21 protein-coding genes are annotated in these 25272 nt (G+C 46.7%); 2 read left to right on the forward strand and 19 right to left on the reverse strand.

All coding sequences use genetic code 11. The features are described 5' to 3' along the window. Positions 1-32: 32 nt before the first annotated feature. The 18 genes from DEH07_09365 to mfd form a co-directional block, all read right to left on the reverse strand. Positions 33-3080 (reverse strand): hypothetical protein, encoded by a 3048-nt coding sequence (locus DEH07_09365; protein ID HBY04707.1) that lies wholly within the window; start codon positions 3078-3080, stop codon positions 33-35. Positions 3081-3788: 708 nt separating this feature from the next. Then, a complete protein-coding gene (locus DEH07_09370) occupies positions 3789-4214 on the reverse strand; it encodes a hypothetical protein (GenBank protein ID HBY04708.1) in 426 nt (141 codons plus the stop codon). 53 nt (positions 4215-4267) lie between these two features. After that, a complete protein-coding gene (locus tag DEH07_09375; GenBank protein ID HBY04709.1) occupies positions 4268-4729 on the reverse strand; it encodes a hypothetical protein in 462 nt (153 codons plus the stop codon). A gap of 198 nt (positions 4730-4927) precedes the next feature. After that, a complete protein-coding gene (locus DEH07_09380; GenBank protein ID HBY04710.1) occupies positions 4928-6751 on the reverse strand; it encodes a cell division protein FtsH in 1824 nt (607 codons plus the stop codon). Positions 6752-6885: 134 nt separating this feature from the next. Then, a complete protein-coding gene (gene tilS, locus DEH07_09385; GenBank protein HBY04711.1) occupies positions 6886-8274 on the reverse strand; it encodes a tRNA lysidine(34) synthetase TilS in 1389 nt (462 codons plus the stop codon). A 71-nt stretch (positions 8275-8345) separates the two neighbouring features. After that, positions 8346-10853 (reverse strand): stage II sporulation protein E, encoded by a 2508-nt coding sequence (spoIIE, locus tag DEH07_09390; GenBank protein ID HBY04712.1) that lies wholly within the window; start codon positions 10851-10853, stop codon positions 8346-8348. Positions 10854-10962: 109 nt separating this feature from the next. Beyond that, positions 10963-11853: a phosphatase gene (locus DEH07_09395; protein ID HBY04713.1), complete on the reverse strand. Its 891-nt coding sequence runs from the start codon at positions 11851-11853 to the stop codon at positions 10963-10965. 59 nt (positions 11854-11912) lie between these two features. After that, positions 11913-12305, reverse strand: a complete 393-nt coding sequence (locus DEH07_09400) for an RNA-binding protein S1 (GenBank protein ID HBY04714.1) — start codon at positions 12303-12305, stop codon at positions 11913-11915. Positions 12306-12391: 86 nt separating this feature from the next. Beyond that, a complete protein-coding gene (locus DEH07_09405) occupies positions 12392-12757 on the reverse strand; it encodes a septum formation initiator (protein ID HBY04715.1) in 366 nt (121 codons plus the stop codon). After that, the gene (locus DEH07_09410) at positions 12751-12984 is read right to left on the reverse strand and encodes an RNA polymerase subunit sigma-70 (protein ID HBY04716.1); all 234 of its coding nucleotides are present in this window, start codon (positions 12982-12984) and stop codon (positions 12751-12753) included. Before DEH07_09410 ends, DEH07_09405 begins: the two co-directional genes overlap by 7 nt. 84 nt (positions 12985-13068) lie before the next feature. Next, on the reverse strand, positions 13069-13440 hold the full coding sequence (locus tag DEH07_09415; GenBank protein HBY04717.1) for a hypothetical protein: 372 nt from the start codon (positions 13438-13440) through the stop codon (positions 13069-13071). Between the two features lie 12 nt (positions 13441-13452). After that, positions 13453-13737 carry a sporulation protein YabP gene (gene yabP / locus DEH07_09420; GenBank protein HBY04718.1) on the reverse strand — a complete coding sequence of 95 codons (285 nt, stop codon included), beginning with the start codon at positions 13735-13737 and terminating at the stop codon, positions 13453-13455. Positions 13738-13829: 92 nt separating this feature from the next. Continuing rightward, positions 13830-14753 (reverse strand): stage II sporulation protein SpoIID, encoded by a 924-nt coding sequence (locus tag DEH07_09425; GenBank protein ID HBY04719.1) that lies wholly within the window; start codon positions 14751-14753, stop codon positions 13830-13832. 434 nt (positions 14754-15187) lie between these two features. Beyond that, entirely contained in the window at positions 15188-15466 is a 279-nt protein-coding gene (locus tag DEH07_09430) for an RNA-binding protein (protein HBY04720.1), read from the reverse strand. A 44-nt stretch (positions 15467-15510) separates the two neighbouring features. After that, positions 15511-15783 (reverse strand): integration host factor subunit alpha, encoded by a 273-nt coding sequence (locus tag DEH07_09435; GenBank protein ID HBY04721.1) that lies wholly within the window; start codon positions 15781-15783, stop codon positions 15511-15513. A 51-nt stretch (positions 15784-15834) separates the two neighbouring features. Next, positions 15835-17382 carry a nucleoside triphosphate pyrophosphohydrolase gene (locus tag DEH07_09440; protein HBY04722.1) on the reverse strand — a complete coding sequence of 516 codons (1548 nt, stop codon included), beginning with the start codon at positions 17380-17382 and terminating at the stop codon, positions 15835-15837. Between the two features lie 147 nt (positions 17383-17529). Then, positions 17530-18090, reverse strand: a complete 561-nt coding sequence (gene spoVT / locus DEH07_09445; GenBank protein HBY04723.1) for a stage V sporulation protein T — start codon at positions 18088-18090, stop codon at positions 17530-17532. A gap of 217 nt (positions 18091-18307) precedes the next feature. After that, positions 18308-21817: a transcription-repair coupling factor gene (mfd, locus tag DEH07_09450; protein HBY04724.1), complete on the reverse strand. Its 3510-nt coding sequence runs from the start codon at positions 21815-21817 to the stop codon at positions 18308-18310. Positions 21818-22047: 230 nt separating this feature from the next. Here mfd and purC point away from each other — a divergent pair, with 230 nt between their 5' ends. Together purC and sigK are read left to right on the forward strand one after the other, a co-directional pair. Beyond that, positions 22048-23070, forward strand: coding sequence for a phosphoribosylaminoimidazolesuccinocarboxamide synthase (purC, locus tag DEH07_09455; GenBank protein ID HBY04725.1), 1023 nt, complete (start codon positions 22048-22050; stop codon positions 23068-23070). A 67-nt stretch (positions 23071-23137) separates the two neighbouring features. Next, on the forward strand, positions 23138-23860 hold the full coding sequence (sigK, locus tag DEH07_09460; GenBank protein HBY04726.1) for an RNA polymerase sporulation sigma factor SigK: 723 nt from the start codon (positions 23138-23140) through the stop codon (positions 23858-23860). A gap of 28 nt (positions 23861-23888) precedes the next feature. Here sigK and DEH07_09465 read toward each other — a convergent pair whose 3' ends face one another. Continuing rightward, the gene (locus DEH07_09465; GenBank protein HBY04727.1) at positions 23889-25262 is read right to left on the reverse strand and encodes a sugar transferase; all 1374 of its coding nucleotides are present in this window, start codon (positions 25260-25262) and stop codon (positions 23889-23891) included. Positions 25263-25272: the final 10 nt, after the last annotated feature.

Here is a 25272-nt window from a genome sequence, read left to right on the forward strand (position 1 = left end):
ACGATCTTTTTAAAAACAGATGTGCTGTTTTTTTAAGGCTGGACATCCGCCGATTTCAGAATTGTGTTTGAAGTCAGGGTCTGCGGCGAAGTTATATACAGCCAGTATGCGTCACCGTTGAACCCGTATAGCGAGGAGTCTACATAATAGCCGCCATATGTGTTGCCGTTGACGCTTGCTGCTTCGAAGGCCCCCAGGTTGCCCATTGAATTCGGGGCGCCTTGTAATGTAATAGCCACAGGACCGTACGGACCGGGCGAGGTAAAGCTGTTCAGACCTTTGCCGCCCCAGTTGACCAGAGTCTTGCAGTCGGCGCAGGCTGATCCCAGCATCCGGGAAAGTGTATCTCCCTGGGTCAGCGCGTCACCACAGACGCATTCAGTATTCGGCGGGCAGGGGTATGTTACCGTGCCATATGCGGTTGTAAGCTGCTCGCCAGCCCGATAATGAATGTCCTCACTAAAGGACGGTCCCACCAAGTTCCAGCCAAGGTTCAGCGGACGCGAACCGGGCATTTCCACACCTGTGGAGCGGGCGAAGACATATCTTGCCTGAACACAACTTTCGGAACCGCAATCATTGGATGTGCAGTAACCGCCATTGGTCCAGTCCTGAGTCATATTAAGCACGTAGCCGTACTGCGGCCTCAACTGGTAAGCCGGGTCAGTAATCTGCGCCCACGGCCCGCCAGGTAAGTTCTTGTCGTAAATCAGCATGTCGGAGAAGTATGATCCGCCCAGCAGGGCGCTCATAGTGCCGGCGCCGGCCAGTTCCTTCGGTGTGGAAATAAGCTGCCAGGTATTCGGCCTTAATACACGCACCAGTTCAACGGGGCTGTTGTAAGTAATTAGTTTGGTGCCCCAAACGTGCTTTTCGGGGTCGACAACCTTCACTGCTAACGGACCGCAGTAACTCCACGGCACGTAGACAAAGAAGTCGGACTTGGTCTCATTTATATTGGGATGGAGGTAGGTGTCATTATTTCCTTTGCTGCCGGCCATGTTAAAGGCCAGCCTGTTGCCATCCGTAAAGGCCTCAAGATCCCAGGAAGCTTCGCTAATAACAGTTTGCAGAGACGAATCTAACAGCTCAACACGCAGGGTGGCGGAAGTGCGGTTAGGATCTGCCAGAATCGTTCCGAGTAACCTCGGATCGTAATGTACAGATATCTTTACCGGCCAACCGGCCTTGGCGGGTTCTTCGTAATTGGGGTCATTGAGGTACTGACTTGGAATCTGATCGCAGGGAACCAGCGGTGTAACCTCAAGAATGCATATCAGGCAGTTTACTTCCAGGCAGCAGATTGCATCAAGCTGGTTCACACCGTTGATAATGGCGCCGGCTATAATTCTTACATTACCGCCCTCGTCGGCCTTGAAATAGACTGTAACTTCAGATGCGCCGGGCGCGATCTGCGTGTAGTCAATTTCATGCGCTCCCGAGTCATTGCCGTCAAGAATTGTGCCGAATGGCGCCTCGGGGTTAATTGTGCCGGTTGGGTCATCGGGGTCACATACTATGCTCTTTAAATCAATCTTCAGAGCGGCTAAATTATCCCCGCAGGGTACTTTATTCGGCGTTGCGTTGCCAAATTTATCACGCAGGATAATACGCACGGGTACATATGCGCTGCAGTCCACCTGAGTACCTACCTGGGTGACGGTGATGTACTTGGGATCGCCGGCCACAGGTAAAATAGTTTCCGGATCGGAATAGACCCAGGCATGTTCAAGAGCTTCTAAATCCTCGTTGAAAAAGCCGCGGAGGAAATGGTTGTCGTCTGTTTCTCTTACATAGGCCATATCCTCCAGAGACTCCACCGGCACCAGATAGTCGGCGGTGTCAAAGTAGTATTGGACGCTTGCATCCTGTGGGGTATCTTTAACTTCGATGGTCCTGGCCACGATGCTATGACTTACGCCAGCGACACCCGGGACCACGATCGAAGCTTCGAAGAAACCCCTGTCAATAATTAGATGCGTAATGGGATCGGTTACATTGACCGTGTGTGTGATCACAGGCGCAATGCAATCGCCTGAACTGGGATCTTGATGCGTATACGGTTCACCAAGGCAGCCATTGTCTACAATATCGCCCAGGTTGGGATCGCTTACACATGCCGGTACAAAGTACGGTGTGCCAGCCGGGCAAAGAGCGCACGGCGGGTATACAGGATTGGTAGTTTGCACGACATATTCAATAATAACCGGCCATGTGGTAAGCGGCCACGGGTAATCAAGCCATGTTTCCGTTTGCTGCCCAAATTCATCCAGGAGGTAACCACCCTCCGTCCTGAATACATGACCTGTGACGTTTACTCTGGCGCCCGCTACTTTACAATCATCAATGGTATCAATAGATATCCTGCCAACTGTCAGAACCACATCCAGGTTCAGGCATTTAGGCGTAAAGCAGCTCTTGCTGTGTTTGATATTAACGCAATAATCCTCTTTCGGGGCTTTCGTGTTGTGAACAACCAGCCTTTCAATCCTAAAGTCGGTTACCTTGCCGATTGCCGGGATTAACTGTCTCTCAACAGTCAGGTATACACGGTCGATTACCGAACCGTCACTCAGGGTTATGTTCTCACGAAGGTCCGGTATTACCTTTGTCAGATATTCAACGCCGTTCACTGTAACCCAGACATCTACGGACTTGCCCTGAAGGCCGTCCAGGTTGTGATCCTCCGGGTCGATTGTCGTGGGAGTGTAAGCCGGGTCAATAGCCTCATTAGCGTCATTTACCGCCGGATCTGCTGCAGTGCTGTAACGCATCGGGCCAAATGGAAAATCAAGAACTATGCTGTTGAGAGTCGAGCCGTCCGGTGCAGTTGCCAGTTTACCAAGGAGATTGCCCTCGGCAAAGAGATTCACATCAATATCCATATTTGTGCCCGTGACGGTGTAAGCATAGGTATGGTCAGCCTTAACCACATAGCTCGGGCCGCCGGTTATCGGGTTGTCGCCAGCTACCATATTGATGCTCTCGGCAAGGGCTATGCCGGCAAAAATAAAACAGGATAAGGCAATTATTGCCAGGATAACGGCTATTCTGCCCCACTTGGTTACCCTTTTTGTCACTAAGATATCCCTCCTTATAAGAAATAGTAACATCACGCGTGGTAACTTTTCTTTAAAAAACTACTGCTAAACTACTGCCGCTCTTTCTTCAAACTCCATTCCCTGCCTCTGAGTAACCACCTCCTTCAAAAACTATGATAAACCTTTGCTTAATTACACTTAAGCAAAGGCAATCAGCAAGATCTCCGGATCCTAAAATACTTATGCTCTTTCTTATAGGTCAAGAACACCTATATCTGGAAAACATTACCCCAAATAATTCTTCTTATGGCTGCCTGCTGGGCAAGATCCCTTAATTTACATATCTATCATAACTTCGAGAAATAAATTGGAAATCCTTCTGGAAAAATGATTATTTTGCAGGTAATTTCAACCAGCCCCCACCCGGAGGAAATCAATGGCGCCGCTCGCTGATAATCGATATCTTTTTCAATCAATCTCCCACACTTTTTATATTGTTTGGACCGGAGGAAATATCACCTGAAAAGTTATGAGATACTTTCCTCCTTTACCATTGATCTACTAATCCATACTTATTTAGACACCGACAGTCAGAAAAAAGTTCCAGTTCTTTTAAAAAATTTATTGCTGTTTTTACTTTAAAAAGAATTGCTAATTAATTAAACAATTAAACAATCCTGCTTTCAGTTTATTCAGCTCATTTTTTTATATAGCGCCGCCGCTCACATTTAATTTATTTATAAAAAATTAACCTCCGCCAAGCTGGCGGCCTGGTCTATGGTTTATTAAATCTACGTACAGAATAACCAGGGTAAGGAAGAAAAGACCGGAAGAAATCAGGCAAAAAACACAGAAACTCTTTAATATCTGTGACTGATAAATGATCAGGGCGGAGCAGATGAATGCGCTAAAAAGGGCTAAAAGAAGGGCGAAAACCTGACACCACCTGCTTTGCCGGGCAAAGAAGCTGAAAATAACCAGCAAGGCGGCGGCAGATGCGCCCGCAAGGGCGAAAGAAACTTTTCTTGCAACAAGCAGAACCGGCTCGCTGCAGCTTCTTGTGTAGCAAAACAACTGTGACAAAGGAGTGAAAAAACCATTGAAATACAGATAAAGCAAAAGAGCGGCATTCAAAAGAGAAAGCAGCGCAGCCCACATGGTCAAGGGAAGCAATAATTTTTTTTCTGAAATCTCAAGTACCCCCTATAATTTTTGAATTAGCGTGTTTATTTTTTTAAAGAAACGCAGACCGGACAATAACCGTTGTCGACCAGGACTGTTGACCTTGCTTCATCCCAGACTACTTTGGCGCCCAAAGACTCCGCGAGCGCTTTCAGGGGCACGTAAAGCCGTCCTCCGATGATTATTGCGCTGACATCCAAATTGATTTTCGCGCCGTTCTTAAATGCCGTCGCGCTGCCGGGGGTTAAGCGGATAATATCCTGCTTTCTTGTTATAGTTACGGTTCTGGTAACGGCGTTCCATTTTACTTCAGCCCCCAGTTGTTCTGAAAACACCCTGCAGGAAACCAATGTATGTCCATTCTCGATGAGAATATCGGAGCTGTTAAGAATCTGACCATTGACATTCACATGAATCTGGCGGGCCATTCCAGGCGCCGGAAAGAAAACGCTTTGGAAAAAAACCATGACTGCTGCAAAAACCAGGAATATCTTTAAACGATACATAGTTATATAACTCCTTTTTTTCTTTTGATTGTCCCCTTCATCGGTTTTTTATTATTTGTGCGGCAATTGCTTTACATCACTGTCATCTCCCCCGGAACTGGTTTTTATCTTTTAGCGAAAGGCCTGATCTGCAGGGATCGCTCTCTGGTCCCTGCCTAAAAAACCGCTTCTTTAATAATCAGGCAGCGGTCTTTTAATTTAAGCCTTGTTTTCTTCCTCCCCGGCCTGTTTCATCAGGGCGTCAAACTCTTCGGCTTCCAGCGTCTCTTTTTCCATTAAAGTATTGGCTGTCAAATGCAGGGCATTGATATGCTTCTTCAAAATTTCCTTAGCCAGGTTATAGTTAATTTCCACAACCCTGTGCACTTCCTTGTCGATTGCGGCCGCAACTTCTTCTCCGTAGTTGCGGTCCCGCGCCAGGTCACGGCCCAGGAATATTGTTTCCTGCTTGCGGCCCAGAGTCAGAGGGCCAAGGTTTTCACTCATTCCGTATTCCATAATCATTCGCCGGACAATCTCGGTAGAACGCTCCAAATCATTCTGTGCGCCGGTGCTGATCTCCCCCAGAACAAGATCCTCGGCGACCCTGCCGGCAAGAAGCATAGTCACCTGATCAAGCAGCATGGATTTTGTCATATAATAACGGTCTTCCTTGGGCAGAAGCAGCGTGTAGCCTCCTGCGCGGCCTCTCGGTATGATGGAAACTTTGTGTACCGGATCAGTATTTGGCAGCAGGTATCCGACCACGGCATGCCCGGCCTCGTGATAGGAGACAAGCTTTTTCTCCTTCTCGCTGATGACTTTGGACTTTTTTTCGGGACCTGCAATCACACGCTCAATAGAGCTTTCCAACTCCCGCATGCCGATTTCTTTTTTACCGACGCGGGCAGCTAATAAAGCAGCTTCATTGACCAGGTTGGCCAGATCCGCTCCTGTAAAGCCGGGTGTGCGCCTGGCCAGAATATCCAGGTCTACATCGTCACTTAGGGGTTTGCCCTTGACATGGACCTTTAAAATTTCTTTGCGTCCGGTAATGTCCGGTATGTCGACGGTTACCTCCCGGTCAAACCTGCCGGGACGCAGCAGAGCCGGATCCAGGATATCAGGCCTGTTGGTAGCCGCGATAACAATAATCCCCTCATTGGGGCTGAAACCATCCATTTCCACGAGAAGCTGGTTCAAGGTCTGCTCCCTCTCGTCATGCCCTCCTCCCAGGCCTGCCCCTCTCTGACGGCCCACCGCGTCAATTTCATCAATAAAGACGATACAGGGAGCATTTTTCTTGGCCTGTTCAAACAGATCCCGTACCCGTGAAGCTCCGACGCCGACGAACATCTCTACAAAATCGGAACCGCTGATGCTGAAAAAAGGCACTCCCGCCTCCCCGGCAACAGCTTTGGCAAGAAGGGTTTTTCCTGTTCCGGGAGCGCCGAAGAGCAGCACCCCCCTGGGGATACGAGCTCCGAGCTCGGTAAATTTTTTAGGGCTCTTCAGAAATTCAACCAGTTCGATAAGCTCTTCTTTTGCCTCATCGGCGCCGGCAACATCTGCAAAAGTAACTTTTTTTCTTTCGTCAGTGTGCAGCTTAGCCCTGCTCTTCCCAAACGACATCACCCTGTTGCCGCCGCCCTGTGTCTGCTGCATCATAAAAAAGAAGAGCAGGACAAAGATGAGGATCGGTAAAATACCTGTCAGGATATTTGTCCATAAACCCGGCGGAGGCGCTTCTTGCGTGGTAAACTTGACCTTTTTCTCCGAGAGGAGCGTGATTAGATCGGCATCGTTCTTTAAGCCGGTTGTTTTAAACTTCACGCCGTCCTTTTTTGTGCCGGTAATTAAATTGGTTGTATCCTTGGCCTGGATAGTAACCTCCTGTACCTGCCCCTGATTTACGAAATCAAGAAACTGATCATAACGCCAGGTCTTTACGTCAACGTTTTGAGGCTGCGCGTATTTAAGCAGAGCTATGATTACCAACAGGATTAGCAAATAAATACTGAGGTTCTTGAGAATCCTGTTCAATAAAGCCACTCCTTCTTAGTTTATACTATCCTTAGCAAGTAGGGACGGTTCTTGCTTGCTAGCTACTCTGAAAATACTTTACATTAGGGAGGTCAATTAATAAAAATTGTAACACATCCCGTACTTTGTTTCAATTATGCCATTGTTGCGGAGCTTCCCAGAATCTGAAGATAAAGACAGCTGACAGTCCCGCCGGAAACTTTCCAGTCCCGGGATAAACGCAGGCCGCCAACCCAGACAATATCGTCCCCGCTGACCACCAATGGAATCCTGTCCCGTTTATAACGGGCTATCTTGCTGTCAATTAAAAACTTTTTAAGCTTCAGCGTCCCGCCCAGCCCAAAAGGAGAAAAAACATCCCCTTCCAAACGTCTGCGCACATAGAGGGGGTATTTAATAAGGTTATAATCGAGCAGGGCTTCATTGGGAGATATTTCGGAAAACGGCGGGGCATCCTTGATGTCGATTATTTCCGCTTGAATACAAAGATCTATTTCGGGAACATAAGTCACACCGGGTACAATTAAAGGGCGCCTGTAGGGAAGTACGGGAACCGGTTCCGCTTCCCGGAAAAACTGCAGAACATTGTTAGTCTTCAGCGCACGGATTCCCCTTGGAAGAATCATAACCCGCCCGCCGGCTTTTTTGTGCAATAATTCCATCAGTTTTTCGACATGGTGGTAAGAAAGTTCCTTCGTCTTTCCGGTTACCTCATTCCAGGCCAGACGCAACACGCGCCGGCAGAGCGGGGCAGATAAGGCTCGCAGCATATTATTATCTAAAACAACCGTACCGTTCTTCCCGTTTACTTTTATTTTTCCCAGATTAATCAGGGCCAGTTCCTCAAGGTAAGAATCCTCTTCGCTGCAAAGATTGCCCAACTGCACCAGCGTCTGGATTATTTGAGGGTTATATTCGCGTTCCAGCAAAGGCAGCAAATTCAAGCGAATACGATTCCGGGTATAAACAGGTTTCAGATTCGAGCTGTCCTGCCTGACAGGCAACTGTTGCTGAAGGCAATATTCTTCTATTTCCTTGCGGCGTATTTCCAGGAGCGGGCGGATAAACAGGCCGCGTACATAAGAAATGCCTTTTAAGCCGCTTATGCCGGCGCCGCGCAGAAAGTTGAGAAGGATCGTTTCCGCCTGATCGTCCGCGTGATGTCCCAGGGCTACCCTGCCGGCGCCCAACTTGCCGGCAAGCTGTCCGAAGAAAGAAAAACGAATTTCCCTGCACGCCTCCTGAAGAGATAAACCCGAGTTTTTATGATAGCTTTTCACATCAGCTTCTTCTATATAACAGGGCAGCTCCAATTTTTTTGAAAACTCCCTGACCGAACGGGCGTCCTCTTCCGCCTCCTCGCCCCGGAGCTGATGGTTCAGGTGGGCGACGACCGGGACTATCTGCAAGTCATCCTTCAAAACCCACAAAACGTGCAGCAAGGCGATTGAATCAGGCCCCCCGGAGACACCGATTAAAACCTTGTCTCCGGGTTTTAGCATTCCCATTTTCTCGATCAGCAATCTAACCCGTTTAACCAAGTCAATTCCAGCCAAAAATCGACACCTTAACACAAAATTTTATACATTTTATACTATATATTTCCACACTGATACGCTTTTCCCTCCATTTTTTTATCAAAGCTTCTTTTTTCAAAACATACCGTCAATATAGATATGTCGTCGGGAATCCTATCCGCCCCTCCAACGCTGGTAACGGCTAAATTCAGGAGCAGGTCCGCAAGATCCTGCGGTTCAATTTCACCCGCCCCTTGAATTACATCCCTCAGCCAATTTTCCTTGCCGGCAGGCCCGCTGTAGATGTCCAGCATCCCATCGCTTACCATAACCACAAGATCACCCGGTGTAAGCCTTCTTGAAACGGTTACAACATCAATATCTTTTATAATCCCCACTGGAAGCGAATTAGCCCTGACTGAATTAACTCTTTTACCCTGCTTCAGGAAACTCGGCGGAGCGCCAATTTTTGTAAACTCAGCCTGCCCGGTATACAAATCAAGAATTATTAAATCAACCGTAGCGAAACTGTCCCCGGGGAACCTTAACATCATCAGAGAGTTTACAGTTTTAACAGCCAGTTCCCGGCCCAAGCCCGATTCCAGAAGATTCTTCAGCAAAGCCAGGGCGGCGCCGCTTTCAAGCGCCGCGCTCTCTCCGGCGCCCATCCCGTCGCTCAACATGAAGGCAAACTCTCCCCCTTTTAAATGAACAAAAGCGTGACTGTCGCCACAGACAACGTTTCCTCCCTTGCCTATTTTGGCGATGCCTACTTTGGCCTGGTATTTGAGTCCGGGATATAACCTTAAAAAACAAAGGTCTTCCCCCAGGGGGCCTGCGCAATTAACCGACGGCGCCGATAAAGGTCCTTTAAAGAAACGTGAAATAGCCGGGATCAGCCTTGCAGAGCAATCAAGGTTATCTGCGCAGGGCAGTCTGCTTATACCCACCTCAATACCATAATCATCATTACGGGACATTTTGACATCGGTAACCGGAATGCCCGAACGCTTCAGCTTGTCCTTCAGATATACTTCCCTGCCGGCAAACTCCCGGACTTCCAACTGCAGTTCTGAAGACATATCTTCAACTATTTCAGACATACCCTTGAGCTGCTCGGAAACTATTTCCTTGCTTTCCAGAACACGCTTGGTCCAGTAGAGGTTTAATTTGTATGTATCATACAGACACGATATTGTTATGGCCAGTTCCCTGGCCCGCGTACAGCGCCTTTTTAAAAACTCCGGCAAATCTGAAACCGTTACCTGTCCGTACAGTTCAACCTGGGCGAAGGCATCCAACAGGCTCTGATAGGTAAGATAAAATTTCCGCTCCCAGCAGATTTGATATATGCCGCAGCCGTTGCATACCTTTTGACCTATTTCCCTGAAAAGAGCCTGAAGCGCAGGCTCGCGGCGTTCTTCCGGGGCAGCCGCGCAAGTTTGAGCATACCCCAGTGAAAGATCTTTCAAAACACACGACCATTTACTCAGCCTTTTTCTAATCAACCCCTCCAACCTGCCGCCGGTTGAAAGAGGAGCTGTATTCCCGGATATAATCAGGGAAAAAGACTCCGCAAGCTGCTCAATTTTTCGGGATGGAAATAAAAAAAATAAAACAATGGCCAAACAGCTTTCAATGACTGCGGCGATCAGATTCCCGAAGTTTTTAATGTAAATAAGCAAAATAAGATTGCCGGCTAAAAAACCCGCCGCAACTCCCTGTTTCCCCAGACCCCTGCAGAATCCCGCCACAAAGCCCGCAAAGGAATATACTCCTGTTAAAACAGGAACAGTCACATAGGCCAAACCCGGGATAATTCCCATCAGGGCTCCGGCAACAGCGCCCTGGCCCATACCTCCTCCACAGGCAAGGACAAGAATGATCAACCGGCTCAGCAGTCCCTGGAGAGAAACTCCCCTGAACTCAAGCCCGCTTGTGCCCGCCAGGATACCTGCCAAAAGGATCAAAGCAGACAGCAGTTCTTCGGCCTCCGGGCCTTGCGGACTGCTTATTCTTGATAAGTAAGGAAGAGCTTTTAAAAATATAAAAGTAAATAAGCCGGCAAAAACCGCTTCAAAAGTAATGCTGATATAATCATAAGCAGAAAAATCAATAAAGATGAGACAGCCAATCTTTAGAATCAGGCTGAGCGCAAAAACCACGGCTGGGATCACAATTGAGGGGTTTTTAACATTATCCTGCGAATAGAGAAGGAATATCCAGACCAGCATTACCGCCGCGCAGTCCACCATCAGGGAGAGTCCCTGAAAAACCGTTGCCAGTCCCAGGATAAGTCCAACGACAGCCAGCAAAGATGAAGCGGGCATAATAATGGCGACGGCTCCGGCAAAGGCAGCTGCAAAAGGGACAAGTTCACCGAATAAAACTGATCTGCCCAGAAAAAAGCCCGCCGCCAGGAGAAAAAACTGCTTTCCGGAAACAGAGGTTCCAACTTTGGCGGGCAGGCTGTTCTTGTTGTTTTTGGCAGTATGCTTGACAGGCTTTTTCTTTCTAATCCCCTGTTTTTTCCCCGACCGGCGAAATGGATAAACTTCAGACTTGTTTGACACCTTAAGCCCCACCTCTTATACACTCAATTAAGGGTTGGCATCCCTTAACTTTAGATTATAGTATAAGAGACAGGCATATATTGTCATTACTGGTAATACGCGTTATTTTTCTACCGACAAATTACAACCCGCCGCTTGCCTCCCGAATAGCAATGCCGTACAGGAGATCCGCTTCACTGACTTTCAGCCGGAGCAGATCCAAATATAAAAGGATCTGCTTAACGATCCGCACTCCCGCTATTATTATATCCGCCCGTTCCGGCTGAAGTCCCGGTAAATAGCGGCGTTCTTCAAGCGAAAGAGAGGATAATAAGGATAGCGTTTTTTCGACTTGTCCCGCTGATAAGTCGAAACCGTGCACCAGCGAAGGGTTATAAACTCGAAGGGAAAGGGATATGGCCGCGATGGTGGTTACTGTCCCGCCAACCCCGATAAGTTCTACAGGAGAAATATTTCGTATTTCCTCTAGAGGGGAAACCAGCAGGGAAAGAATCTCCGCGTCAGTAAAACTGCCTTCTGTGACGCGTACCGCGCCAACCTCCACACTCCGGCAGCGCAACCCGTTCCGCTCTTTCCAGGTAAACTCGGTACTTCCGCCGCCAAGGTCCATAACGACCGTGTTTGGACTGTCAATACTCATACGTAATCCGCTCAGCGCTCCCTGGTAACTCAAGAGAGCTTCCTCGGGGCCGGGCAGCACTTTAACTTCAAAGCCGGTCCTCTCGAAAACAGCGCTCAGAAAATCCTCACGGTTAACCGCGTTTCGGACTGCGCTTGTTGCTGCGATAACAACCTTTTCAACCTGCCAATCGGGGATCCTTTTTAAATAATCCTCAATTACGGCCACAGTGTTGCTGATTGCCGGGGGTATAAGTATGGCGGTTCCAATTCCCTTACCCAATCTGGCAGTAACGAGATCGGTGTGCAGAGGTTTTACTTCTTTCAGACTGCTTACTTCCGCGATCAGCAGGCGGGTTGAGTTTGTGCCGATATCAATTACTGCGACTCTCATAAATCTTCCTTAATAGTATAATACTTAAGGGGCATTCGAGAACGCCCCTGGTTTTATCTCTACTCTTCACGCCTTGCCGAACCCCGGCCGCCACGCTTAGCTTCTGTGCTGCGCCTGAGGTGAGTCTGCTTTTCATCACTTTCTTTAAGAAACTTATTTAATTTTTCTTCAAAAGAAGCAGCCAGCCTGCCCCTTTGAAAACTATTTTCCCCTTTTATAATTTCAACCTGCTTGATGGACAAGCCTATCTTACCGCGGGGATCAATCGAGATTACTTTAACTGCCACACGATCATTTTCTTTTAAAAAGTCATTAATGTCCCTTACATAAATTCTGGCAACTTCCGATATATGAACTAAACCCGTTTCGCCATCCGGGAGTTGAATAAAAGCGCCAAAATTAGTGATCCCCTTGACAACCCCTTCTATAACACTCCCTATTTTAGCCGGCATAACCCTTTTTAGTTATCCTCCTTGAAGCCAGAAAAGACCTATGTAAATTATATGCAGGAGGATAAAAAGGTGTCAAGAGATCTTCTTTATTGTTTTTTATCTGGTTGAGTGGTTATAATCCGGGATTCGCCGGACTTAACCAACCCTAATTTCTCTCTTGCCATTTGTTCAATATATTGATCTGACTGAACAAGTTTTAACTGCTCGCGCATTTGAAGATTTTTTCCCTGCAGCTCGACCACCTTTTGTTGAACTTCCTTCATTTCGTTCTGCATCGCATAGAGCTTTTTAAACTGCAGTGTAATGGAAACAACCAGGTAAATCAGCAGTATAATAAGTATAATAGACGAGATTTTGCTAACAGAAAAACGGAAGTTTTTCTTATATCCGGAAAGGATTCTAAGTGAGCTGTTTCTTTCTCTTTTCTGCCGGCGGATTGACAAGATCAAGATTCCCTTTCCTCCTCTTCGTCTACGCCAAAAATCCCCAGGCCCCCGCTGATTACTATAACTACCTCATATCCTTTATTGCGGGCACGGTTAAACAATGTTGCCACCGTACTGGCGCTCAGGCGAAGCTTTTGGGCAATCTGCTCGCTAGAATGCCCCATTTCTTTCAATACAACCACCTGGCGCTCGCGAAAACTCAGTTTCTCAACGCCTCGAATTTCTATTTGCAAGGATATTACCCCGATTGTCCACAATACTTGTACAATTTGTTGACATATTTATTTTAATATTCTTTATTCCATAATAAAATCCTTCTACACAAAGAAAAAAATCTTACAAATCCTTTTTAATGTCTTAATAAAATGCCGATAGCCGGAAACAGGCAGGCTAAAAATTCTGCAAAAAAACAAATGAAAGACCCGGCTTAAAAGCTTTGAATAAAACAAAACTCCAAGGACCAATCCCAGAAGAACATAAAAACGTACTTCACCCTGGTTAACCAAAAGAAGAAGAACAATTACTCCTGCGGTTAACAACAACCAAAAAAGGAGGTCGCCTATAAAAACGGCTCTTTTTTTAATATACAGAATCCGTCCGCAAGCCCTGTATAAATCGTATAGCGCTCCGGCTATAAAACCGATTCCAACAATACAGGCGAAGGCAAACAAGCTCTCACTAAAGGCCATTTATCACCACCATCACTTGCGCAAACGGCCGAATATCTTATTCTTTTCCCGGGTCCTCCGGATAGCTTTGGATTTCTCCTTGAACTGGATTAGTGCAAAAAATCCCTGTGCGATAAGCGTGCCTTTTTCAAGATCGAGTTGAGTTATTCTTAAACCTTCTCCTTTGAGAGATAAAATACCCATATTGGTGTCCAGCATAATCTCATCATCGTTGAATTTTTCTACATGTTTAACACCGGCAAGCGCCAGATCCTTCCGGTCGGTGAGGATCACTTTATTTCCGGCCTGTTCCTCCATTTTAACCTTCTCCTTACCGAGATTTATATATTCTTATGCCTTGGAGAAGGGGGAATATGCGCAAAAAAAAACGGCCCTTAAGGGCCGCTATGTTATTCCCAGAGTTTGCTAATCTGTATATTCTTATAATAGAAACTTATAATATCTTCCGGTGATGAACCTTTCTCAGCCAGCTTTTTAGCTCCCCATTGACACATCCCTACCCCATGTCCGAACCCTCTTCCACTAAGCACCAACGAACCTTCTTTAACCGCCGCGCCGGTAAGTAAAGTGGAACGCATCAGCTCGCTGCCTATGGCAAGCCGCAGAGCAGGCGCGCTTACCGTAACGTTTCCGAGTTGCAGCTGCTCAACTCTTCCGGAAGGGCCTCGTTTTACGACTCTTGCGGATTCAATAGCCCCGGCATCCTTTCCGGTTACTTTTTTAACCGCCCGGCGAACCTGTTCGATCGGTATCCGCTTTTCCCACAGGCGATTCTCAGGTTTTGTGATGGACAGGCAGTTATCTTTTACTCCCGCTTTTACGTAGGGAGTTGGCGTTTTAGTATAACCGAGCCCCTCGGCCGCGGAGGCTGTAATCCCTCCATCGCAGGCATTAAACCAGGCTTTAATGTACTGACCATTATAAGTGACCACTTTACCGCGGGTAAGTTTCACAGCCTGGCGCACGCGATTGTTTATTCTTGAAGAATTATAGGCCTGAGATTCCTGTACATCAGTGGATACATCGGTACCGTGCAGTTGACGCACCCGGCCGCTTTGGATGTTTTCCATCGTAAAGGTTCTAGCCAGGATTGCCTGGGCCGCAAGAGAATTTACCGGCCAGGCGGGTTCCATTTCCGCCGCCACCACGCCGGCTACGTAGTCCTCAAGCTTAATCTGCTTCTTTTGTCCGGTCTCGCTCACGTAAATCGAGATAGTTGGTTCTTTATTCGGGGCGCCAGGAACCGGCTTGCGGGAAACCTGGCGGGCGCACGCCGTCACCAGAAGGCAGAGTATAAAACTAACGATCAGCATCCCGGTGAACCGTTTCAATTTCTTTTCCTCCTTGTACTAACTAAGTGTTTTTATTCTTAACCCGGAGGAAAAAAAATATGTGTTCACCAAAAGGTACCTTAACACCTCCTGCCAACTTTTTCCTCTTTAAAAAGATAACCTTGCTGCTATACTTGTCCTTTATGTTAAGGACGTTATTTTGGGCAAGGCGCCCTCACTTAAGGTATCTTTTTTAAGACAGTTCTCAGGGGGCTAAACAAGCACACCGTCCCTCATAACACACCACCTCCAATACTGGTATATTATGTTAATTATAGCATTATCAAGCAAATGCCGCAATATACCATAATAGGTATTTTATGGCATTCTGCGAACAAAAAAAGATGGGATCAACAGATCCCTCGCAAAAACTCTTGATTACTGTGAAGAGCAATAAAAGAGGGCCTTTTAGGCCCCTACAGGTAGTCTTCTTGCTCGTTTCCTATTCTCCTGTCTTCAAGGACTTTGTACATTTGGGAAACCAGCTTTGCGGGCATACTCTCCGCCAACATGCAAACTTCCACCTTGAGCCGGCGGCGCCCCAAGCTAATTTCAACAATATCGCCAGGTTTGACACCGGCGCCTGCTTTTGCCGCACGCCCGTTTACACTGACCAGTCCCCGATCACACACTTCTTTAGCTATTGTTCTTCTTTTGATCAACCGGGAAACTTTCAAGTATTTATCTACCCGCACAAAATCACCAAAAAAATGAAAATGTTTTTAAAAGATGTTCCAACTTAGGAAATTACTTCTCTTAATGATTTTCCGGCCTTAAACACAGGTACACGGGTAGCGGCGATATCAATTTCCTGCCCCGTCTGGGGATTGCGGCCCTTACGGGCAGCACGCTCTCTGATCTCAAACGTCCCGAATCCTACCAACTGAACCCTGTCGCCCCTTACCAGGGCTTCTTCGACAGCTTCAATCAGGGCTGAAACCGCCCTTTCTGCATCTTTTTTAGTAAGATCCGATTTTTCGGCTACCTGTGCAATTAGTTCTGCCTTGTTCATAAATACCCCCCTCATTGGATTTTGGTATGTTTTTATTATTCGCTATAATAATTACAAGTTCCTTCCGCCAAGAAAATATTTCCTACTTTTTTTATTCTTTTCTACCTTTTTTGCTTCTTCCCACCAAACGTCCAACTCATCCAGGGAAAATTCGGAAATCTCCTTGTTGCTGATCCGTGCTTTTTCTTCAATATAATGGAAGCGGTTGATAAATCTGTTTACCGTTCCGGAAAGGGCCACCTCCGCATCAACCCCAAGAAGGCGGGAGAGGTTTGTCAGGGCAAAAAACAAGTCTCCGGCTTCCGCTTCCATCTCATCAGGAGAGTTTTCCGCAATGGCCAAGGTCAGTTCTTTCAGTTCCTCCTTAACCTTTTCCATTGCCCCGCGGTAATCGGTCCAGTCAAATCCGGCTTTGGACGCCTTGGCTTGTACATCACCTGCCCGTAAGATGGCCGGGAGGTATTTGGGGACACCGTCTAAAATTGAATCCCTGGGGATTATTCTTCTTTCCCTGTTTTTAATCATTTCCCAGTTAGATTCTACTTCAGCGCTGTCCGTCACTATAACATTGCCAAATACATGGGGATGTCTTTCAATCATTTTCTTAATGATCCCGGTAATTACGTCATTAAGATCGAAAGCGCCTTCTTCCCTGGCAAGTTGGGAATGAAAAACAATTTGCAGTAATAAGTCTCCCAGTTCCTCACATATTTTATACACATCTTCCTGCTCTATAGCGTCAACAACCTCATATGACTCCTCCAGGACGTATTTTCGCAAAGTCTTATGTGTCTGCTCCCTGTCCCAGGGGCAGCCTTTCTCGGAACGCAGGATCTCCATTATCTCAACAAGCTGGTCCATGGGGTAACAGGCTTTTGCGATTTCGGGACCGGGCGGCAGATAAATACTGGTCAGGTGGTCTATCCAGTCAAGGCGGTCTATCCTGTACAGAGGATGCTCTTCAATCCTTTGAAGATCATGAACTCCTGCGGCCCTGACAATAACAACCTTGTAATCAGGCGGATAGCTTTCCATCAAAAGCAGCTTGATATCCGAGGCGACAAGACGGTTGTATACCTGAAGTATTATGCCTCCTATATTTGGCCGGGGAATTTTTCCTTTAAGAAAGGAGCCGTCCAGGATAAGAAGCCCTTTTAAAGGATCAATGCCCAGTGCTGCTGTTATAGCGTCGAGAGCGCTCATTGCCGGCAGAACATCAACGTCCAGGTTTAATGAGGCCGCTTGCTGAACAATAAGCTCCACTGTTTCTTCCGCAACAAACGGGCTGCCCGGCACCGCATAAATAACAGGCCCCCGGCCGGCCTGCTCAAGCACACTGGAAGCTATTTTCCTATAAACATCCTGAAAGTTCATTCCATCTTCGTACAAGTTATCAAAAGCGGTGAAATGTATCCCCTGCTGCTTTAACCACGGCACAACAGGATGCTCCTCTGTACGAAGGAGTATCCGCTCACCCTGCTTCAAGGCCTCCCACACCATCAGGGGAATTTGCCCCGGATCTCCGGGACCCAACCCTACAATTGTTATTCGGGAATTTCGTTTGTGCGGTGTTTGGCCCTCCCAAGAAGCCGAAAACATTTTTTATTTTATCTCTCCTTTGTTCTTAAGAAAGAAGGTTTTCGGTAATATGCCTTCTTAAAGTATGAATATACAAATTCCTGACGTTAAGCAACTATTTGGTCGCTTAAAATCCTATTAAAAAAAGTGGCCTCCGGCCACCTTTTTTTATTGTTCCATTTGTTTGGCTAAAAACCCGGCTGCCGTTTCGGCCAGTTTCAGCTCCAGTTCACCCATTCTTTTTTCCGGCTCCTTTGAAGCCAGAATCACAGCCCCGATAGGATCCCCCCCGCAAATAATCGGCGCGATTACTTCGGAAGAATACTTGCATTCACCATTATCTATAATCATGCATTCTTTACAAAACGGATCCTCACCGGGATTGTTGATCACCACCGTTCTGCGTTCTTCCATGGCTTTTTCAAGAGCAGGGCCAATTGGCTTGTTGAGATATTCCTTCTTAGGAGCGCCGGCAGCGGCAATTATCATATCCCGGTCAGCAATGCAGGCAATATGCCCTAAAGCTTCATAAAGCGAGTCGGCATATTCTTTGGCAAAATCCCCTAATTCTCCAATGGGTGAATATTTTTTTAGGATTACTTCGCCTTCTCTGTCAACAAAAATCTCCAAAGGATCGCCCTCACGGATACGTAAGGTTCTGCGGATCTCTTTCGGGATTACCACTCGCCCCAAATCATCAATACGACGAACAATACCAGTTGCTTTCACGGATCAGCCTCCCTCCTTGTTTTTAAAAACTGAGCAATAGATCCTTTATTGATAGTATATAACAAGGGAAAGAAGGTTATTCATTTTTTACCAGTACCTGCGAAATAAATTTCAGATTTCGAAAAAATCCAATGTTATTCGCTTTTTCAGCTGCCACTTATATTCTAAATTATTCCTTAAGGTCAGGCAAGCTTTTATTTAGCAGGCTTTTTAAGGTTTACAAAAGGCGGCGCAGAAAGTCTTCGATAAAGGCCAAGTAACTGACAGGGTTCAAAGGAGAAATCCTCGTTTTCAGCCTGATCTCAAATTCATCGGAGTTGTTGAATTTGACCTGATTTTGATAATGACGGACAATAGCGACCAGTTTTTCACCGCTTAAGGAATGCTGACTGTGAAACTGCATCCGGTAGCCGCCTGCATATCCGGTGAGGTTTTTTACCCCGGCCTGACTGGCCAGCGCTTTGCACCTTGTGATCATTAAAAGGTTGCGTACCGGCTCCGGCTGATCACCATAACGGTCAACCAACTCTTCCTCCAGGTCCAGTATTTCATCCTCCCTGCGAAAGGAGGCCAAACGGCGGTAAAGATCAATTTTTTGATCGGGGTCAGGAACATAGCTGCTTGGGATATAAGCCTCAACAGGCATTTCTACGGAAGTATCAACCGCACGCTGGACAGTTTCACCTTTGGCCTCCATGACCGCCTCTTCCAACAAACGGCAGTAAAGATCAAATCCGACCGCAGCAATATGGCCGTGCTGTTCAGGCCCCAGTAAATTTCCGGCGCCGCGGATTTCCAAATCCTTCATGGCTATTTTATATCCGGAACCGAATTCGGTAAATTCACGGATTGCCGCCAGCCTTTTTTCCGCCACTTCAGAAATAATCCGGTTTCCAGGAAAAGTAAAGTAAGCATAAGCCAGTTTGTTTGACCTGCCAACTCTTCCGCGAAGCTGGTATAACTGGGCAAGGCCGAGATTCTGCGCATCCTTGACAATCAGTGTATTTACATTCGGTATATCCATCCCGTTTTCAATAATCGTTGTACAGACTAAAACATCATATTCGTAATTAACGAAATCAAACATAACCTGCTCCAGTTCGTCTTCACGCATCTGACCATGGGCAACGACTATCCTCGCGCCGGGAACAAGGCCCTGCAGCCAACAGGCGGAGCTGTCAAGGCCGGCAACCCTGTTGTGGACAAAATAAACCTGGCCCCGGCGTCCAATTTCCCTGCGGATCGCCTCCCTGATCAGCACGGTGTCTTCTTCAAGGACATAGGTCTGGACAGGAAAACGGTTCTCCGGGGGGGTCTGGATCAGACTTGTGTCACGAACACCGGCCATTGACATATGAAGCGTGCGTGGAATTGGGGTGGCGGTCAGTGTAAGCACATCAACATTTTCTTTTATTTTTTTAAGTTTTTCTTTATGAGCGACCCCAAAACGCTGCTCTTCATCAACTACAACCAGGCCTAAATCTTTAAAGACAATGTCTTCCTGAACCAGACGGTGGGTCCCGATTACTACATCAACTTTGCCGGCGCTCAAGTTTGAGACTACCTGTCTTTGCTCCTGGGCGGATCGAAACCTGCTGAGCATTTCAACCGAAACCGGAAAACCATTGAAACGTTCCGTAAAGGTATTGTAGTGCTGTTGGGCGAGAATAGTTGTAGGAACCAGTACGGCAACCTGCTTTCCCTCCGTTACAGCTTTGAAAGCTGCCCTTAAGGCAACTTCCGTTTTACCATAACCGACATCGCCGCATAACAATCTGTCCATCGGCCTTACTTTTTCCATATCATCCTTAACTTCCTCAACGGTCCTCAGCTGATCGGGGGTTTCCTCGTACGGGAAAGAAGCCTCAAATTCCCGCTGCCAGACAGTATCCGGATTAAAAGCATAACCGGGCAGCTTTTGACGGGCGGCATATAAAGCCAGCAGTTCACCCGCCATTTCACGAACGGCTTCTTTTACCCTCCCCTTGACACGGGACCACTCGCTTCCGCCCAAACGCGACAACCTGGGAGTCTCCGCCTCTGCGCCAAGGTATTTTTGAACGAGGCCGACTTGATCCGTAGGCACATACAACCTGTCTTCCCCGGTGTACTGAACAAGCAGGTACTCCTTTTGAATATCTTCTATTTCAAGAGAAACTATCCCTTGGAAACGGCCGATTCCATGATTTTGATGGACTACAAAATCGCCGGCCTTTAAATCGGCAAACGATTCCAGCTGTCTTGAACGCCGGGGCCGCTCCCTTTGAGTTTTCACCGGGCGGCTGAAAATTTCTTTTTCCGTAATTACCACCAGGTTGCCGGAAACAAATTCAAATCCCTCGTTTAAGGCGCCTGTTGTTATAACAACCTGTCCCGGTTTTAATTCCTGATTCAGATCTTCCGTTGTAAGCGGGTTAATTCCGGCGTCAATTAAGGATTCCTGCAAATGGAGGGCGCGCTTTCTGCTTCCAATTACCAGGACAATTAGGCAGCCCATTTTAATGAAATATTTTATTTCCTCAAAAAGAGTATCCAAATGCCCGTAAAAAGCTCTTCTGCTCTTTGTGGTAAAAGACACACTGTTTTGAGAAATTACGTCCTGTGATTGCCTTTGCAGCAAAGACAGATAGATAACCCGGAAACGGCTTAAAGCTTCCTCAACATACCGCCAGTCAACATAACCGCCGGACTGCATGGGAAGAACCTTTCCGTTAATCATCAGTTCCGTATAAATCTGTTCCCGTTCCCTGCCGATGCTTTCAACAATTTCTTTTATTCTTACGGGATCATCCACGAAGACTGAACAGTCTGCGGGCAAATAGTCAAACAATGTTACAGGCCGGGGATAAAAATAAGGCAGCAGCTGCTCCCATCCCAGTGAATAAAATCCCTCCTGCAGCTGCAGGATTACTGCTTCGGCAAATTCAACGAGTTTACCGCCCGCTTCGCCGGAACCGGCCCGCTTAGGTTTGTTCAACTGGTTATGATAATCAGCTTCTATCCTTTCTAACGCCGCTGCCCTGATTTCCTCATTAGATACCAGTTCCCTGGCGGCAAAGAAGGTTATTTCCTGAACGTTCTCTTCCGACCTCTGGGATTCCTCATCGAAAAACCTGATTGAATCCACTTCTTCGTCAAAAAATTCTATTCGGAAAGGGCGCCTAAAATTTAAAGGAAATATATCAATAATGCCGCCCCTGCTGCTGAACTGACCCTTCCCCTCAACTAAATCAACATATTCATAGCCAAAGTTTAAAAGTCTGAGTTTGAGTTCCCTAAGATCAACTCTTTCCCCCACTTTTACACAGATTTTAGTATTCAAAAAAACATCCGGCGGAGATAACCTTCTAAGAAGGGCTTCGATTGGTGAAACAACTATCAGGCTTTCTCCGCTGACCAACGCTTCCAGTACCTCCAGCCTCCGGGAAGGCGCCTCCTGGTCGTGGGCCAGAACCTGAAAAGGCAGCAGCTGCCAGGTAGGGAAATAACAAATCCTGCTTTCCGGTAAAAAAGCAACGAGTTCATCAACCAAAGCAATCGCTTCGGCGTCCCCGGACGTTACAACCAGTATCGGAACATTTTGCCGGCGGGCAACTCCCCCAATTAGAAAACTGCGCTGGGAACCTGCCAGGCCAATAACAGCCTGACGTTTAAGTTGCTTGTCCAGACCCAGGCTCAGACTTTTAAATTGATTTGTTTGAAATAAAGGTTGGAATAATCCCTGCATTTGATTACCTTCCAGTGTAAAAAGGCATTACAAAAGGAGCTTTAGCAGCGCGCGCTAAAACAGGGACAAAGAAATATTTATCCCTTATCTATATTATAAATTATTATAAATTATATTATCGGTAAAATCTACCTGCTTTATACCGTGTTGCGCCTTACGGAATTGTTTGACTTAAATAAACGCTTCTGATACCATCAGGTAATAAACTTTTCTTTAACGAGGTGTGAATTTTGGGCAGTGTAAAGGATCTAACAGTTTGTACGCCGGCTGTTAAAGACCGCAGCGGAATTGGCATTTTTTCATTTTCAGACCGTTACTCTGTTTTTGACTGGGGGGAAATGCCTGATCAAATCGAAAACAAAGGCGCTTCCCTTTGCCTTGTAAGCGCATATTTTTTTGAACGGCTTCAGGAAAAAGGAATTAAAACACACTATCTTGGAATCATTGAAAATGGAAAGGCAAAAAGACTTTCTGAACTGTCCGGTCCATCTAATTCCATGAAAGTAAGCCTGCTCAGGGTCATCGAACCCCCGGTAAAAAATAACGAATACGATTATTCGGCTTATCGTCTGGAAGGAGCGAATTTTCTCATTCCTCTGGAAATAATCTACCGGCGTTCGCTGCCGGAAGGTTCCAGTGTGTTTAAAAGACTGGAAGAAGGCGGCTTAAAGCCTGAAGACCTGGGATTTAAAGATATGCCCGTGCCTGGTATGGTCCTCGACAAACCCTTTCTTGACGTTTCGACCAAACTGGAGGCAAGCGACCGCTATATCGATTGGAATACGGCAATGAAGATTGCCGGTCTGGACAATCAAGAAATTGAAGATATAAAGAGAATAACCGTTTACATTAGTGAACTGATCACTCAAGAAGCAGGCAGGCTGGGACTAATTAACGAAGACGGGAAAATCGAAATCGGATTTGACGAAAATAGAAAATTAACTGTTGCCGATGTATTGGGCACACTGGACGAATGCCGCTTTACATTTCAGGGAGTCCCCGTCAGCAAAGAAATAGCAAGAATTTATTACAGAAATACGGACTGGTACCGCAGCATTGAAAAAGCCAAGAAAAGAAATAACATAAACTGGAAAGAAGATTTTCAGGTTGTACCCCCAAAACTCCCGGCAAGACTGAAAGTTCTCATCGGGCTGCTTTACAGCGCCTGCGCTAATGAGATAACCGGCAGGGAATGGTTCGCAAACGTTCCTCCTTTAAAGGAAATCGTCCGCGAAGCAAGCGAATATATTTAAAAAATATTTTCCGTACAGGCACTCTTTTAAAGCCATCTCCATATTATTAAATACATTTTAATATTATATGGGAGGTGGCATAGTGCTACCAGGCTTATGGACCTTGGCAGTTTTGTCGTTATTAAATGGTCTTTTGCTGCTGGTATCGTACATTGCCAATAACACTTTTCCTCAGCCTCTTTCCGAAGAGGAGGAAAAGAAATGCCTGGTTCAACTCACCAAAGGAAGCGAGGAGGCAAGAAACAAGCTCACTGAACATAACTTAAGGCTCGTAGCCCATATCGTAAAAAAATACGACAATACCGGTGAAGATTTAGACGATTTGATCTCGATCGGCACAATAGGATTAATCAAGGCTATCAAAACATTCAACCCTTCAAAGGGAACCCGTCTGGCAACCTATGCGGCGCGCTGCATCGACAATGAAATATTAATGCATCTGAGATTTATCAAGAAAGTTCGCTCGGAAGTTTCGCTTTATGACCCTATAGGGCTGGATAAGGAAGGCAACGAAATTACTTTAATCGACGTACTTGGCACCCACTCGGAAATCGTTGCTGAGACAGTAGAAAGCCTTTTCGAGAAAAAAAGACTGCTGGAAAAAATATGCAAGCTGAGCAAAAGGGAAAAAAGAGTGCTGGAACTCCGCTTCGGCCTGGGAACCGACAGGTATGACACACAACGCGAGATAGCCAAGAAACTTGGAATATCACGATCGTATGTTTCACGAATTGAGAAACGTGCGCTGAATAAGCTGACAAAGGAATTTAACGCCGAGGGCTGCCAGTAAGGCGGCCCTCTGATTTATAAAAGCTTTTTTATGGAGCCTGATGGCTGATCTTCTCATTGCTTTTTCCGTTTAAGCCGTTTGCCGTCTCTCCGCCAATAGCCACGGGGATAGTCTGCAGAATAATCTTTAAATCCAGTAAAGGAGAGTAATGCCGTATATAGTAAAGGTCGAACCTTAATTTATCCTCGGCTGAAGTGGTATACTTTCCAAAAACCTGAGCCATTCCGGTAAGACCGGGTTTTACAAGATAACGGTAATGGTAATCAGGCAATTCGCTGACAAACTGTTCAACGAAAAAGGACCTTTCCGGCCTTGGCCCGACGATACTCATATCTCCTTTAATAACATTGAATAATTGAGGCAGTTCATCCAGCCGGGTAGACCTTAAAAATTTACCCGCACGGGTTATCCGGGGATCCTTTTCAGCCGATAAAACGGGCCCGGTGTGTTTCTCTGCATCGTGAACCATAGTGCGAAACTTATACAGTAAAAATGGTTTCCCTTTTAAGCCTATTCGCTCCTGTATATAGAACACCGGCCCCGGAGAACTCACCGCAACAATAACAACGCAGGCGACCAGAACCGGCGCCGTGATAATAAAGCATAATAACGCGAAAAACAAGTCAGTCCCTCTTTTTGCCGCCTTCTGCAATATTGATAACCGAATGTCCCGAACCTCGACAACAGGCAGGTCATTAAGCTGGAGCATGCTGCCGCGGCTAAGCATTATATCATACAGGTCCGGCACTAGAAAAGCTTCCCGGCGCGCTTCCAGGCAGGCTGTCAAAACTTTGGCCTTGAGCTCCCGGGAAAGCAAGGGTGAAAGTAAAACTGCGTTAGCCTTCTTTAACAAAACTGGAAGTTGATCAATATCTTCCGGTGAAATTACCTGCTGAATTCCAAACCAGGACCCTGGCGGGCAGACCAACTTTTCAAGCATCCCCGGAACTTCCAGGCCGCGTCCGATAACCAGCAGCTCCTGCCGCCCGTATAACCAGCGTTCGAAATACCAAAAGAAATACCTCCAGACACAGATTAGCTGCGCCTGGATGAACATAGCCAGGATTAATACACTGCGCGGAAAGGCAAAACCACGAAACCAGAAAGTAAGCGCCATGGTTATTATCATAACACCTGCTATACCGGTAACGACCCCCCCGATCGTGGATAAGGGTCCGTTCCGACGCCCCCGGTATAGGCCCAGCCCGCCGAACAAAACCAGGGTTGCTGTTCCAATCCAGGGGAAAACGCTGATGAACGGCTGCCAGTTAAATACCGGCACTTCAACAGGGAAGCGAATGGCAAAAGCAAGAAAGTACCCCAGGAAAACCAGCAGTAAATCTCCGGCGGCCAGCAGATAAGGCAGAAAAGGTTTTAGTATTCGCATTTTAAACATATTCATAACCAGAGTT

It is taken from the genome of Desulfotomaculum sp. (assembly GCA_003513005.1).
Taxonomy (GTDB): domain Bacteria; phylum Bacillota; class Desulfotomaculia; order Desulfotomaculales; family Nap2-2B; genus 46-80.

Coding starts and splice junctions, on each gene's coding strand:
- DEH07_09375 (HBY04709.1), bottom strand. CDS start 4,729: ATGTATCGTTTAAAGATATTCCTGGTTTTTGCAGCAGTCATGGTTTTT.
- DEH07_09395 (HBY04713.1), bottom strand. CDS start 11,853: ATGAGAGTCGCAGTAATTGATATCGGCACAAACTCAACCCGCCTGCTG.
- DEH07_09400 (HBY04714.1), bottom strand. CDS start 12,305: ATGCCGGCTAAAATAGGGAGTGTTATAGAAGGGGTTGTCAAGGGGATC.
- DEH07_09415 (HBY04717.1), bottom strand. CDS start 13,440: ATGGCCTTTAGTGAGAGCTTGTTTGCCTTCGCCTGTATTGTTGGAATC.
- yabP (HBY04718.1), bottom strand. CDS start 13,737: ATGGAGGAACAGGCCGGAAATAAAGTGATCCTCACCGACCGGAAGGAT.
- DEH07_09425 (HBY04719.1), bottom strand. CDS start 14,753: ATGCTGATCGTTAGTTTTATACTCTGCCTTCTGGTGACGGCGTGCGCC.
- DEH07_09435 (HBY04721.1), bottom strand. CDS start 15,783: ATGAACAAGGCAGAACTAATTGCACAGGTAGCCGAAAAATCGGATCTT.
- DEH07_09440 (HBY04722.1), bottom strand. CDS start 17,382: ATGTTTTCGGCTTCTTGGGAGGGCCAAACACCGCACAAACGAAATTCC.
- mfd (HBY04724.1), bottom strand. CDS start 21,817: ATGCAGGGATTATTCCAACCTTTATTTCAAACAAATCAATTTAAAAGT.
- sigK (HBY04726.1), top strand. CDS start 23,138: ATGGGAGGTGGCATAGTGCTACCAGGCTTATGGACCTTGGCAGTTTTG.
- DEH07_09465 (HBY04727.1), bottom strand. CDS start 25,262: ATGAATATGTTTAAAATGCGAATACTAAAACCTTTTCTGCCTTATCTG.